The 12,840-nt window shown below is 70.6% G+C and carries 14 protein-coding genes; 7 read left to right on the forward strand and 7 right to left on the reverse strand.

The features are described 5' to 3' along the window. Positions 1–28: 28 nt before the first annotated feature. Positions 29–913 carry a branched-chain amino acid ABC transporter permease gene (locus tag ABZ796_RS19335; RefSeq protein WP_357338964.1) on the reverse strand — a complete coding sequence of 295 codons (885 nt, stop codon included), beginning with the start codon at positions 911–913 and terminating at the stop codon, positions 29–31. Positions 914–917: 4 nt separating this feature from the next. Continuing rightward, on the reverse strand, positions 918–2,159 hold the full coding sequence (locus tag ABZ796_RS19340) for an amino acid ABC transporter substrate-binding protein (RefSeq protein WP_357338966.1): 1,242 nt from the start codon (positions 2,157–2,159) through the stop codon (positions 918–920). Positions 2,160–2,263: 104 nt separating this feature from the next. On the opposite strand from ABZ796_RS19340, the gene ABZ796_RS19345 reads away from it, so the two are divergent. Next, a complete protein-coding gene (locus tag ABZ796_RS19345) occupies positions 2,264–3,295 on the forward strand; it encodes a LacI family DNA-binding transcriptional regulator (RefSeq protein WP_357338968.1) in 1,032 nt (343 codons plus the stop codon). Here the strand turns inward: ABZ796_RS19345 and ABZ796_RS19350 are convergent. Then, entirely contained in the window at positions 3,289–4,248 is a 960-nt protein-coding gene (locus tag ABZ796_RS19350; protein ID WP_357338970.1) for a pyridoxamine 5'-phosphate oxidase family protein, read from the reverse strand. The two genes, ABZ796_RS19345 and ABZ796_RS19350, sit on opposite strands and share 7 nt — an antisense overlap. Before the next feature lie 65 nt (positions 4,249–4,313). On the opposite strand from ABZ796_RS19350, the gene arfB reads away from it, so the two are divergent. Then, a complete protein-coding gene (gene arfB / locus ABZ796_RS19355) occupies positions 4,314–4,739 on the forward strand; it encodes an alternative ribosome rescue aminoacyl-tRNA hydrolase ArfB (protein WP_357338972.1) in 426 nt (141 codons plus the stop codon). A 134-nt stretch (positions 4,740–4,873) separates the two neighbouring features. Here the strand turns inward: arfB and ABZ796_RS19360 are convergent, their stop codons facing one another. Then, entirely contained in the window at positions 4,874–5,395 is a 522-nt protein-coding gene (locus ABZ796_RS19360; RefSeq protein WP_357338974.1) for a GNAT family protein, read from the reverse strand. A 39-nt stretch (positions 5,396–5,434) separates the two neighbouring features. Beyond that, positions 5,435–6,607, reverse strand: a complete 1,173-nt coding sequence (locus ABZ796_RS19365; protein WP_357338976.1) for an acyl-CoA dehydrogenase family protein — start codon at positions 6,605–6,607, stop codon at positions 5,435–5,437. An 85-nt stretch (positions 6,608–6,692) separates the two neighbouring features. On the opposite strand from ABZ796_RS19365, the gene ABZ796_RS19370 reads away from it, so the two are divergent. Beyond that, positions 6,693–7,145, forward strand: a complete 453-nt coding sequence (locus ABZ796_RS19370; protein WP_357338978.1) for a CoA-binding protein — start codon at positions 6,693–6,695, stop codon at positions 7,143–7,145. Between the two features lie 2 nt (positions 7,146–7,147). On the opposite strand, the gene ABZ796_RS19375 is transcribed toward ABZ796_RS19370, so the two are convergent. Next, positions 7,148–7,633: an Lrp/AsnC family transcriptional regulator gene (locus ABZ796_RS19375; protein ID WP_357338980.1), complete on the reverse strand. Its 486-nt coding sequence runs from the start codon at positions 7,631–7,633 to the stop codon at positions 7,148–7,150. Between ABZ796_RS19375 and ABZ796_RS19380 the strand changes: the two genes are divergently transcribed. Then, positions 7,623–8,030, forward strand: a complete 408-nt coding sequence (locus ABZ796_RS19380; RefSeq protein WP_357338982.1) for a DUF2000 domain-containing protein — start codon at positions 7,623–7,625, stop codon at positions 8,028–8,030. The two genes, ABZ796_RS19375 and ABZ796_RS19380, sit on opposite strands and share 11 nt — an antisense overlap. A 3-nt stretch (positions 8,031–8,033) precedes the next feature. Here the strand turns inward: ABZ796_RS19380 and purE are convergent, their stop codons facing one another. Beyond that, entirely contained in the window at positions 8,034–8,528 is a 495-nt protein-coding gene (gene purE, locus ABZ796_RS19385; protein WP_357338983.1) for a 5-(carboxyamino)imidazole ribonucleotide mutase, read from the reverse strand. A 128-nt stretch (positions 8,529–8,656) separates the two neighbouring features. On the opposite strand from purE, the gene ABZ796_RS19390 reads away from it, so the two are divergent. From ABZ796_RS19390 to ABZ796_RS19400, 3 genes are read left to right on the forward strand one after another with little or no spacing between them, the layout of a single operon-like run. Next, entirely contained in the window at positions 8,657–11,296 is a 2,640-nt protein-coding gene (locus ABZ796_RS19390) for an FtsX-like permease family protein (protein ID WP_357338985.1), read from the forward strand. Beyond that, on the forward strand, positions 11,293–12,138 hold the full coding sequence (locus ABZ796_RS19395) for an ATP-binding cassette domain-containing protein (protein ID WP_357338987.1): 846 nt from the start codon (positions 11,293–11,295) through the stop codon (positions 12,136–12,138). Before ABZ796_RS19390 ends, ABZ796_RS19395 begins: the two co-directional genes overlap by 4 nt. Then, positions 12,131–12,793 (forward strand): ATP-binding cassette domain-containing protein, encoded by a 663-nt coding sequence (locus ABZ796_RS19400; RefSeq protein ID WP_357338989.1) that lies wholly within the window; start codon positions 12,131–12,133, stop codon positions 12,791–12,793. Before ABZ796_RS19395 ends, ABZ796_RS19400 begins: the two co-directional genes overlap by 8 nt. The last annotated feature ends 47 nt before the right edge of the window (positions 12,794–12,840 follow it).

Raw genomic sequence — 12,840 nt, forward strand, 5'->3', positions numbered from 1 at the left:
GCCCGGGGACGTACCGCTTTCTCTGTGTCTAGAAGCGCTGAGCAAGGCGACCTCCGAAGAATCCCTGGGGGCGGAACATGAGGGTGGCGAAGAGCGCGAGGTAGAAGACCGTCTGCGCCCAGGTGGTGCCCATCGGGATCTGCAGCAGGGCCTGGGTGACCCCGAGGAGCATCGCCGCGATCGCGGCGCCGGGGATGCTGCCGAGGCCGCCGATCACGATGATCGCCATCAGCGGTCCGATCCAGTGCCAGTGCAGCGAGGGGTAGATGGTGGCGTCGAGCGCGAGCGCGGTGCCACCGACCGCCGCGGTCGCCAGGCCGAGCCCGAAGCCGAAGCCGGCGATCCGGTCGGTGTCGATGCCGAGCAGTTGGGCGGCCTCGCGGTGCTGGATCGTGGCGCGCAGCGCTTGGCCGAAGCGGGTCTTCTTGAGCAGCAGGTAGAGAGCCAGGAGCGAGACCGCGGCCAGCCCGAAGGCGATCAGCTTGACCACCGCGATCCGGGCGCCCCACAGCTCCAGGCTCGCGCCGGAGTAGCCGAGCTGGATCCGCCGCTGGGTGCCGGAGAAGAGGTAGCCGAGGCCGCCCTCGATCACCAGCGCGATCGCGAAGGTCAGCAGCACCGACATCATCGTCAGCGTCGCCGGCCGCAGCCGGGAGAGGAGCGCGCGCTGCATCCCGTAGCCGGCTGCGAAGAAGAGCGGCACGGTGATCACCAGCGAGAGCAGCGGGTCGAGCCCGGTCTGCGTGGTGAAGAACCAGGCCAGGTACGCAGCCAGGATCAGGAATGCGGAGTGGGCGATCATCACGACCCGCATGACGCCGAAGTAGAGCGTCAGGCCGGCGGCGAGCAGGGCGTAGAGACCTCCGAGCAGCAGCCCCAGGATCAGGCTCTGGAGGAGAAGCGCTCCCGACATCGACTCACCACGCCGGCTTCGGGTAGACGAACTCGGCCTCGGCCTGGTCCTCGGGCAGGACGATCTTGATCTCGCCGTCGACCCACTGCTGGATCATGTGGGCACTCTGCGGGCGACCCTTGTCGTCCCAGCTGAGCGGCCCGACGACGGTGTCGACCTCGTTCTCGCGCAGCCAGTCGATCAGCTTGGCCTGGCAGTCGGGGTCGGGCTCGGCGCACTCGACCGCCTCGACCGCTGTGGCGACGACCTGACCGGTGGTCCAGGCGTTGGCCTCGTCCTCACCGGGCGCCTCGCCGTGCTTCTCCTCGTAGAACTTCACGAACTCCTGGTTCTCGGGGTAGTCCGCCTTCGTGGTGTAGCCGGTCGGCGCGATGATGCCCTGCGTCTTGTCACCGATCGCCTCGGCGAACTCGGTCTCGGTCGGCGCGGTCGAGAACGCGGCCAGCTTGGGCTGGTAGTTGAGCTGCTGCAGCGCGACGATCAGGTTGACGCCGTCCTGATACTGGCTGCCGCCCACGACGAGGTCGGCCTTGCTGTCGGCGATCTTGGCCGCGATGCTGCTGAAGTCGGTGGTGTTGGGTGGGTAGACCTCGTCCACGACCGTCTTCACCCCGCCCTCCTCCAGCGCGTCCTTGAGACCGTAGGCGGTGCCCTGGGCGAACGGGTCGTCCATCGAGGCGTACGCCGCGGTCTTCGGCCGCTCGCTCTCCGGCATGGCCAGGATGTGCTCGGCGAGGAGCTTGTAGTGGTCGTTCGCCACGGCGGGGGCTGCGTAGAAGAGGTTCTCGAAGCCCTCCTCGAAGACCTCGGGCGCCGCGCCGGCGGGCTCGACGAAGAGGTAACCGTAGTCCTGGGCGACCTGGGCGGCCGGGATCACCAGGCGGGTGGAGAACGGGCCGACGACCAGGTCGACCTGCTCCTGGTTGATCAGCTTCTCGTAGTCGGCGGCGACGCGCTCGGCGCTGGACTGGTCGTCGAGCATCTCCAGCCGTACGTCGCGGCCGAGCAGGCCGCCGTTGGCGTTGACGTATTCGGCCCAGGCCTCGTATCCGCGCTGGATGCCCTTGCCGGGCTCGCTGAAGTCGCCGGTCAGGGGCAGCGAGATGCCGATCACGATCTCGTCGTCGCCGCCTCCTTCCTCGGCGGTGCCACAGGCGGCGAGGGTGGAGGCGAGGGCCAGGGCCGCCGATACGGCCAGGGTTGCTCTGGACCGCTTGCTCGCGGTGGGGGTCGTCGTGAAGCGCATCTGCGGGTCTCCTCTACGAAAGCGCTTACGTAAGCGTTTACGATGACGTTACCGACTCTCGCTTAGTGTGGCAAGGGTCACAATCCTGACGACAAGGGGCATCGATGGTCCGGACCAACCGCTCCCCCCGCCTGATCGACGTCGCCCATGCATCCGGCGTCTCGATCGCAACCGCGTCCCGCGCGCTCTCCGGAACCCCCGGTGTCAGCGACTCGGTAGCCGAGAAGGTCCGCCAGGCGGCACGCGAGCTCGGCTATGTCGCCAACCTCCATGCGCGCTCGCTCGCCAGCGGATCCACCGCGACGATCGGGCTCGTCGTGCACGAGATCGGCGACCCCTACTTCTCCGAGATCGCCAGCGGCGTGCTCAGCCTCGCCACCGAGCACGGGCGCACGGTCCAGATCTGCCACACCGGCCGCGACCCCGAGGCCGAGGTCGAGCAGGTACGCAGCCTGGTGGCCAACCGCGTCGGCGCGATCCTGATCGCGGGGTCGGGCTTCGTGGACGCCTCGGTGGAGGCACCGATGCGGTTCGAGGTGCAGCGCTACGCGGAGGCGGGCGGCCGGGTCGCCGTCGTCGGCCGGCACCACCTCGGGGTCGACAGCGTGCTTCCCGACAACCGCCCCGGTGGCCGCGCCGTGGCCGAGCACATCCTCGGCCTGGGCCACCGGCGCATCGTGGTCGTCTCGGGCACGCTGGAGCTGACCACGGTCGCCGACCGCCTCGAGGGGGTGCGCGACGCGCTTTCGGCGGCTGGGCTGGATGCTGGTGATGTACCCGTTCTCGAGGGGCCGTTCACCCGCGAGGGCGGGCGCGAGTGCGTCCGCCGGATGCTCGCCGACCACCCGCGTACGACCGCTGTCATCGCCCTCAACGACGACATGGCCATCGGATGCCTCTCGCAGCTGCGCAGCTCCGGGGTCTCGGTGCCCGGCCAGGTCTCGGTCAGCGGGTTCGACGACGTCGCCGTCGCCCAGGACCTCTCCCCCGGACTCACCACCGTCCGCCTGCCGATGGCCGAGATGGGCGCCCGGGCGCTGACGTTGGCGTTGAAGGAGCCCGGCTCACGAGCCCGGCGGCAGCGGGTCCCCGCCGAGCTCGTGGTGCGGGACTCGACCGGGCCCGCGGCTCAGTAGACGCGGGCAGCGTTGGCGGGTCCGTGGGTCTCGTTGAGCTTGGTGTGGTCGGTCCAGATCAGGGCTGCCTTCGGCAGCTCGTCGGGAGCGACCCGCTCCTGCGCCGACCACAGCCGCGCGAGCGCCGGGTCCTCGCGCAGCTCCACCGAGGTCACGTCGACCAGCACCGCGACCTTGGGTACGTTGCGCTGCACGACCAGCCGCTCGCGGAGCTCCTCGTCCCGGGTGACGCGAGCACGACCACGGACCTCGAGCACCACCTCGGCGCCCGGGACGAGGGCGAGCAGGGCGATCTCCGGCCGCTCGAGGAGGTTGTGGAAGGTGTCGGTACGCCGGTTGCCCGGGCGGTCCGGGATCGCGAGCGTGGCGGCGTCGAGGGCGCGGACGAGGCCGGCCGGGTCACCCTTGGGACTGACGTCGGCGGCACCCGAGGCGTCGACCGTACCCAGCGCGACGAAGGGCGAGCGGGCGAGGAGCTCGCGCGCTCCGGGGACCGCGTCGAGGTCCGGGCCCCTGCCCACGGCGACGTCGAGCGGTTCCCGGTCGCCGGGCAGGTCCTCCCACAGCCCCGAGCGGGTCACGCACCTGGCGCAGTGCAGGAACGCCTCCTCGACCCGTACGTGCGGGCCGCCGTCGAGGCCGATCCGGCCGTTCACCCGGATCGTCTCGCCGTAACCGGGCACCAGCGCGACGACCCCGATCGGGTCGCCGGCGGTGCCGTAGGTGAGCCCGGGCAGGTCGAGCCGGTCCGGGGCCGCGACGGCCGGAGCGCCGATCCCCTGGATGCGAGCCTCGCCGTCCTCGAAGACCGACGCGATCACGTACGGCGACCGGGCCAGGAACTCGCGACAGTGATCGTCGAGGTGCCCGATCGACTTCAGGATCGTTGCCGGCGGGCGTGAACCCACGGTTTCTTCCAGCTCTGCCACCGAGCGCACGACGTCTTTACTCACGGCGCAACCTTAGGCAAGCCTTACCTCTCCGACAAGTCGGGTCGGTGGCGGTCTAGGGTTGTCGGATGCAGGATCTTCGAGTGCCAGCGGGCCCCGGGCTGCCTGACGGTCTCGTCATCCCCGACACCGAGCTGGTCGAACGCTTCTCCCGCTCCCCCGGCCCCGGTGGGCAGTCGGTCAACACGACCGACTCCCGCGTCGAGCTCTCCTGGGACCCGGCCGCCTCCTCCGCCCTCGACGAGCACCAGCTCGCCCGCCTCCTCGGCCGCTCCCCGGAGCCGATCCTCGTCGTCTCCCACGAGCAGCGCTCCCAGCATCGCAACCGCATCGCCGCCCGCGAACGCCTGGCCCTGCGCATCCGCGACCTCCTGGCCCCACCACCCCCGACCCGCCGCCCCACCAAGCCCACCCGGGGCTCCAAGGAGCGCCGCCTCGACGCCAAGCGCCAGCGCGGCCAGACCAAACAGCTCCGCGGCCGCGTCCAAGACTGACCCCGCCGAAGCGTCACGCACGTCGGCCGAGATGCCACAAGGGCGTCTCGATTCGCCGAAGTGACGCCTCGCCCAACCGGAGTGACGCCTCGGCCAACCGGGGTGACGTCTCGGCCGACGTACGTGACGCCTCGTCAGGCGGGGTCGGGGTCGGTGGCGAGACGGGCGTGGGTCTCGGTGTCGTAGCGGACGCCGTCATAGAGGAGCTTCTGGCGTTCGCAGCCCTCGACGACGAAGCCTGCCGCGGTGGCGACGCGGCACGAGCCGGGGTTGTCGAGGCGGTGGCCGGTCTCGAGGCGGAAGAGGTCGAGCTCGTCGAAGCAGTGCCGGGCCAGCAGCTTCAGACCGGTGCTGCCGACACCTCGTCCGCGGTGCTTCTCGAGGGTCCAGTAGGAGATCCAGCCGATGCTGTGGACCCGCATCTGGGTGGTGACCCGCATCTGCCCGAGGACCTCGGCGCCGTCGACGACCGCGAAGGTGTAGGCGCGGTCCGCGACCGCGTCATCGGCCCACCCGGCGATCAGTCGCTCGGCGTCCTCGACCGTGACCACGTCCGCCGGCCGCTCGGTCGCCATGCCGGCCCCGTCGTAGGCAGCGAGCAGGACCGCCGCGTCCGACTCCTCCCACTCGCGGAGCCGAAACCCGTCGTTCCTCATACGCCGCACGATACGCGGGCCAGCCGCGCACCGATCAGGTCACAGCGTCGACTGGATGCCGGCGAGGAGCTGGCGGGCCATGACGATGCGCTGGACCTGGTTGGTGCCTTCGTAGATCTGGGTGATCTTGGCGTCGCGCATCATCCGCTCGACCGGGTAGTCGCGGGTGAAGCCGTAGCCACCGAGGAGCTGGACCGCGTCGGTGGTGACCTGCATCGCGACGTCGGACGCGAAGGCCTTGGCGGCGGCGCCGAAGAACGTCAGGTCCTTGTCGCCGCGCTCGGAACGGCCGGCGGCGGCGTAGGTGAGCTGGCGGGCGGCCTCGATCTTCATACCCATGTCGGCGACCATGAACTCCACACCCTGGAACTCCGCGATCGGCTTGCCGAACTGCTTGCGCTCCTTGATGTAGCCCAGCGCGTAGTCCAGCGCACCCTGGGCGACACCGACGGCCTGCGCCGCGATCGTGATCCGGGTGTGGTCGAGGGTCTGCATGGCGTAGGTGAAGCCGAGACCCTCCTCGCCGATGATCCGGTCGGCGGGGATGCGTACGTTGTCGAAGTAGACCTCGCGCGTCGGCGAACCCTTGATGCCGAGCTTCTTCTCCGGCGCGCCGAAGCTGACACCCTCGTCGGACTTCTCCACCACGAAGGCGGAGATCCCCTTGGAGCGCTTCTCCGGGTCGGTGACGGCCAGGACGGTGTAGTACTCCGAGACGCCCGCGTTGGTGATCCAGCGCTTGACGCCGTTGAGCACCCAGAAGTCGCCGTCGCGTACGGCCCGGGTCTTCTGGTTGGCCGCGTCGGACCCGGCGTCGGGCTCGGAGAGGCAGTAGGAGAAGTTCCCCTGCCCGGCGGCAAGCGCACCGAGGTACTTCTTCTTCAGCTCCTCCGAGCCACCGATCTGCACCGGCAGCGAACCGAGCTTGTTCACGGCGGGGATCAGCGAGGCCGAGACGTCCGCGCGAGCGATCTCCTCGATCACCAGCACGGTCGCCAGAGCATCCGCACCGACACCGCCGTACGCCTCGGGCACGTGCGGTGCGAAGAACTCGGTCTCGACCAGCGCGTCGTGCGCCTCCTGCGGATAGCGAGCCTCCTCGTCGACCGCAGCGGCGGCCGGCGCGATCTTGGCATCGCAAATCTCGCGGATGGCCTTGCGGATCTCCTGGTGCTCCTCGGAGAGGGCGAACAACGGGTACTCGGCACTCATGTCCCGGAGTCTATGCCTGTTTGCTACTCGCCAGTAAGTCGGTGGGTCACGGAATCCGCCGGGCGACGTTGTTGTTGAGCGCTACATGACCGCTGAGTGGCTCGACCAGGACACCATCGACAAGCTCCTCGACGACTCCGAGACGTGGGCGGTCGTCGGCCTATCGGGCGACCCGTGGCGTACGGCCTTCTCGATCGCCCAAGAGCTCCAGCAGCACGGCAAGCGGATCATCCCGATCCACCCGGGTGCCGCGGCCGAGGGCAAGGAGGTGCTCGGCGAGAAGGTCTACGCGACCCTGGCCGAGGCCGCCGCAGCCGTCGGGAAGATCGATGTCGTCGACGTCTTCCGCCGCTCCGAGGCCGCCGGCCAGTTCGCCGACGAGGCCGTGGCGATCGGCGCCGGCGGCGTCTGGTTCCAGATGGGTGTGGTCGACGAGTCGGCCTTCGAGCGCACGACCGCGGCCGGCGTACCGATGGTCATGGACACCTGCCCCAGCAAGATCTGGTTCCAGCGCGCCCGGGCCGGCGCTCAGGCGTAGGACTACGGCTCGAACGTCATCGTCCGCAGGTGCTCGTAGATCACCGAGGTCTCCACGTCGGCGATCTCGGCTCGCGAGGTGAGCCGGTCGATCACGAACGCGTAGAGCGCGTCGTTGTCCGCGACCGCGACATGGACGATGAAGTCCATCCGGCCGGAGGTGACGAAGACACCGACGGCCTCCGGGAGCGCGCCGACCCAGTCGCGGAAGGACTCGATGTTGGCCCGCGAGGGCGGCCGGATGCGCACCGCGACGAGCGCCTGCACACCGCGATCGATCTGGCGTAGATCGAGGTCGAGGTACGCCCCTCGGATGAGCCCGCGACGCTGCATCGCCCGCGCGCGGTCGTGCACGGTGGTCGCCGAGACGCCGACTTCGGCGGCGATGTCCCGAAGGCTCCGCCGTGCATCCATCGTCCAGGCGGCCCGGATCGGGTTCGCACCGGAGGAGATCGACCAGTCCGCGAGCACACGGGACGTGCCCTTCAAATGGGTGGTCGTCGTCGACCAGGCGCTTCCCGCCGGACGCGCGGTGAATGCAGCCGTCTGCGTCGCGGGGGCGACCACGCAGCGTACGGCCGGCCTCCTCGGGGAGGACGCGATCGACGCCGACGACTCGACGCACCCCGGGCTGCCCTGGATCGGCTGTACGGTGCTGGGCGCACCTGCGCAGCGGCTGACCGACCTGCGGCGTCAGGCCGTCGCCCAGCCCGGGGTCGCGGTCATCGACATGCCGACCCAGGCGCAGCACACGAAGGTGTACGACGACTATCTGTTCGCGGTCGGGAGCAGTCGCGGCGCCGACCTGTCCTACTGCGCGGTCAGCCTCTTCGGCCCCCGCCGGATCATCGACAAGCTGGTCAAGGGGCTCTCTCTCCTGCCCTGAGGCTCAGGAGGTGGCCCGGCGTACGACCTCGCCCTTCTCGCGGGCGAGGTCGGCCAGGGACTTCTCGTACGCCACCAGCTTCTGCTGCAGCTCCGGGTCGGCGACGCCGAGGATGCGAGCCGCGAGGATGCCGGCGTTCTTGGCGTTGCCGATGGCGACCGTGGCCACCGGGATGCCACCCGGCATCTGGACGATCGACATCAGCGAGTCCATACCGTCGAGGTACTTCAGCGGCACCGGGACGCCGATGACCGGGAGCGGGGTGACGCTCGCGAGCATCCCGGGAAGCGCGGCAGCACCACCCGCGCCGGCGATGATCACCGAGAGGCCGCGACCGGCGGCCTCGCGGCCGTAGTCGAGCATCTCCTGCGGCATCCGGTGGGCCGACTTCACATCGGCCTCCCACTCGATCCCGAACTCGTCGAGAAGCTCCGCCGCGGCCTTCATCGTCGGCCAGTCGGAGTCGGATCCCATCACGATGCCTACGCGAGCGCTCATGGGACAAGGCTAGGCCGACGAGCATGTGCACCGGCGGACCGGGCCGTCCGACAGCGCCAGGAACACCGCCGATGGTGGTCGTAATTCGCTGTCGCGCTCCACAAGGTTAAGAGATCGTGTGCCCCGTGATGTCCGCCATGAGATATCGGCTCGGCCAGGCCGTGGTCATCTCGCTGCTGTCCGCGCTGATCACGGCGTGCGCCGTCTTCGCCCCGCTCTACGACCGGGCGATGCAGCAGGCCGCCACCGCGGTCACCCTCGAGAACGCCCCCAGCGTGGAGCGTGACCTGCAGATCTTCGGCCCGCCGTCGGACCACCTCATGGAGCGGACCGACCCCGCAGTTCTCGCGCGGCTGCTTCCGGACTCCTCGCTCTTCGAGCCCCCTGTCGCCGGTCGCAACGCCCTCGCCGACCTCGACCTCGGGTCCGACTCGTTCGCCGTCCCCGAAGGTGATCTCTGGTGGCGCGAAGGCCAGTGCGACCACATCAGGATCACCGCGGGCAGCTGTCCCGATCGGAGCCGAGAGATCCTGGTCACCGACAACGAGGCGGAGATGTACGACCTCACTGTCGGGAGCACCGTGCGGTCGGTCGCGGCCAAGCCCCCTCTGGACATCGACTATCACCAACCGCCCACGCCGTCGGTCGGCTACCAGGTCGTCGGTACGTACCGGGCCGATGACGAAGCGTGGTGGCAGGGACTCCAGCTGGAGGGCCTGGCCGGGATCGCCGCCGGTGACATCGTCCAGCACGACGTGTGGCTGACCGACGAGTCGACCTTCGGCGGCACCACCCCGTTCCTCGCCCTGGAACGCCCGTGGGTGGGATCGCGGCTGCGCACCGACACCGTCGGGGTGGACGAGCTCGCCGCGCTCGAGAGCGACCTGGGTGATCTCCGTGCGCGGGCCGAGAAGGTCGAGGAGGACGACGAGCTGTTCGCGGACTCGATCACCTCGCTGGTGACGTCGCTGCCCGAGCTCACCGACGAGGTCGACGCCCAGATCGAGCAGAGCCGGACGACGGTGCCGCTGCTCCTCGTACAGCTCGGCCTGCTCGGGGTGATCGTCCTGTGGCTGATGCTGCTCGCGGCGACCGATCAGCGCCGCCCGGAGGTCGTCGTCGCGCGGCTTCGAGGACGAGGGGCGGCAGGGGCCAGGTCCCTGCTGATGGGCGAGCTCCTCCCTCCGGTGCTCGCCGGGATCGTCCCGGGCGCCGCCGTCGCGATCCTCGCCTCCACCGTCGCCCGGGCGTACGCGCTTCCCGGCGACCCACCTTTCGAGCTTCCTCAGGGCATGGTGGCGTCCGGAATCATCGCGGTCACGGCCCTGGCTCTGGTGACGTACGCAGCCGTCTACCGTGTCGCCCGCGAATCCCTCGGCGCCCTCCTCCACCGGACCCACCGCCGCCGCTCGGGATGGGCACTCGGCGCCGGCGACGCCGTGGCCATCGCCGCGTGCGGGGCGTGCGTGGTCGCCTTCGTGACCGGCAGCCTGACCGGGCCCGTCGCGCTCGCCGCCCCGGCACTGCTCTCCGCGCTCGTCGGCCTCGTTCTCGCCCATCTCTTCACCCCGGTGGCGATGCGGACAGGGCGTACGCTGCTGCGCCGGGGCCGCCTGCGCGCCGGCGTCTCGCTGCTGGAGGCGTCGCGGAGCGTGGCCACGCGACGTACGGTCGCGCTGGCCACCGTCGCGAGCGCCCTGGCCGTGTTCTCGGTCTGCGGTCTCCTCGTCGGCGAGCGCAACCGCGCGATCGCCGCGGAGCAGGCGGCGGGCGCTCCGTTGATCGCCGAGCTGCACGGGCAGCACTCGACCGCAGACAACCTCCGGTCGGTTCGTCGCGTGCTCGCGAGGATCGACCCCGAGAGCACCCGCGTCACCCCCGTCGTACGGGCTGCAGCCCCCAGCGGCGGTCCGACGACGTTCGCCGTCGAGCCGCAGGCCTTCCGGCAGATCGCCCTCTTCGGTCCCGGGCACGCGCCCAGCGCTCGTCAGTGGAAGGCGGTCGCCGACGGCGAGGCACGCGAGCCGATCGCGGTCATCACCACCGGCGCGCTCTTCGAGGACGAGGTCACCATCGTCGGACTCGACGGCATCGAGCAGGACGGTGAGGAGATCGCAGCCATCGACCGGGTTCCCGGCGGCGGCCCGGACGTCGCCCTCGTCGACCTCACCACCGCCCAGGAGCTCGCACCTCCTGACGCCGACTCCACCATCTCCCTGTGGTTCGCCGACGACGATCCGGCGCTGCTCGAACGGGTGAGCGCCGACCTCGAGGCGGACGGGATCTCCGTCGCGCAGACCCGAACCCTGAGCGACGTACGCCGCGGCCTGGACGAGACGGTCGCGGCCTGGAGCCTTCGGCTCGGAGTCGTGGTCGGCCTTGCCGCCGTGGCGATCGCCGTGCTCGCGCTGAGTGTGCTCACGGTGACCGGCTGGCGCACGCGGGCACGAGACCTCGCTTCACTCTGGTTGGCAGGCGTCGACCGCCACACGGTCGAACGGCTACCCGGCGCCGCACAGCTGCTGCCGGTGATCCTGGGAGTCTTCGCCGGCGCCGCATCCGGGGTGCTCGGCGCCCTCCTGACCCTGCCCGACATACCTCTCTTCGCGGTGCCACCTGCCGTCGACACCATCGACCTGTCCGTTCCATGGCGGGCGGTCGGCCTGACCACGATCGGCTGCCTGCTGGTCCTCGGCACGGCAGCCGTCCTCCTCGGCCGGGCGGTCGCTGCCGCCGCGCGCCTCGACCGGGTCCGGGAGACGGCATGAGTCCTGGGATGGGCATCCGCACCCACGGCCTGGTGCACATCTACCACGCCGAAGGGCACGACGTAGCCGCTCTCTCCGGCGTCGACCTCGATGTCAGAGCCGGCGAGCTGATGGGGCTCCTGGGCCCTTCGGGGTCCGGGAAGTCGACCCTGATGAGCCTCCTGGCCGGCGTCTTCCGTCCCAGCGCCGGGAAGATCTTCGTGGGCGCGCACGAGGTCTCCTCGGCCGCCACGAAGGAGCTGGACCGGCTCCGGGCGACCCAGGTCTCGCTGATGCTGCAGGGTGCGGGACGCAACCTGCTGCCGTACGCCACTCCGGCAGCCAACGTGCGGTTCGCGCAGCGCGCGGCCCGCCGCACCACCAAGGATCTGCCCGCGGCGGAGGAGGTGCTCAGCGAGCTCGGCATCGCCGACGTGGCCGACCGTCCGCTCGCGAGCCTCACCCCCGGTGAGCTGCAGCTCGTCGCGCTGGCCGTCGCGCTCGCCACCCGTCCGGGGCTCGTGCTCGCCGACGAGCCCACCAGCCAGCTCGGCCACGACGCCCGCGATCTCGTCCTCGAGCGGCTCGCCTGGATCAACCGCACCCACGGGACGACCGTCGTGCTCGTCACCCACGATCCGCATGTCGCCGCGTTCCTGCCCCGCACGGTCACCATCCGCGACGGCCGGATCGGCGGGGAGGGACGCAGCGGGGAGGAGTACGCCGTCGTGACGGCGGATGGCTCCCTCCCGCTCCCCGGCCACGTACGCGACATGCTGCCGCCCGGAACGCTGGTCCGTTTCCATCCGGTTGACGGTCACTACGAGCTCGTTCCCGAGCACGAGGAGGCAATCGATGAGTGAGCTTCGCGCTCGAGGGCTGTCGGTGGCGTACGACGGCCTGGTCGCTGTCCAGCCGATCGACCTCGGCCTCGGGGCCGGGATGATGGTGGCAGTCACCGGCCCCTCCGGAGCCGGCAAGTCGTCGCTGCTGTGGGCGCTGGCCGGCGCGGTCGCCCCTGCCACGGGATCGGTGACCGTGGACGGAGAGCCGCTGACCGGGCGGGACGACGCCGCCGCCCGCGGGATCGGTCTCATCCCCCAGGGCAACGGGCTCGCGGGTGCGCTCTCCGCGGAGGAGAACGTCCTGGTCCCGCTGCTTGCCCGCAAGGTGTCGCCACGGGAGGCGCTCGAGCGCACCGCGGCGGCCCTCGCCCTGGTCGGCCTCGAGGAGTCCGGTCGCCATCTCGTCGACGAGCTCTCCGGGGGTCAACAGCAGCGGGTCGCGCTGGCACGGGCGTTCGCGATGCGAGCCGAGGTGCTCCTGGCCGACGAGTCGACCAGCGATCTCGACGCCGGCAACCGGGAACGGATGATCGCCGCGCTCCGCGCCGAGGCCGCACGGGGCGCGATCGTCGTTCTCGCCACCCACGATCCTGAGGCAGCCGCGGAGGCCGACGCCGAGCTCGCGCTCGACGAGGGAGTCGCGTCATGGCCCCGACCTCTGCCTGTCACCTGAGTGTCGGTCCTGCCCGCTAGTGTGCTGGCCACTCTCCCCGACGACCC

Origin of the sequence: Nocardioides sp. NPDC047086, from assembly GCF_040643685.1 — a bacterium.
GTDB lineage: Bacteria > Actinomycetota > Actinomycetes > Propionibacteriales > Nocardioidaceae > Nocardioides.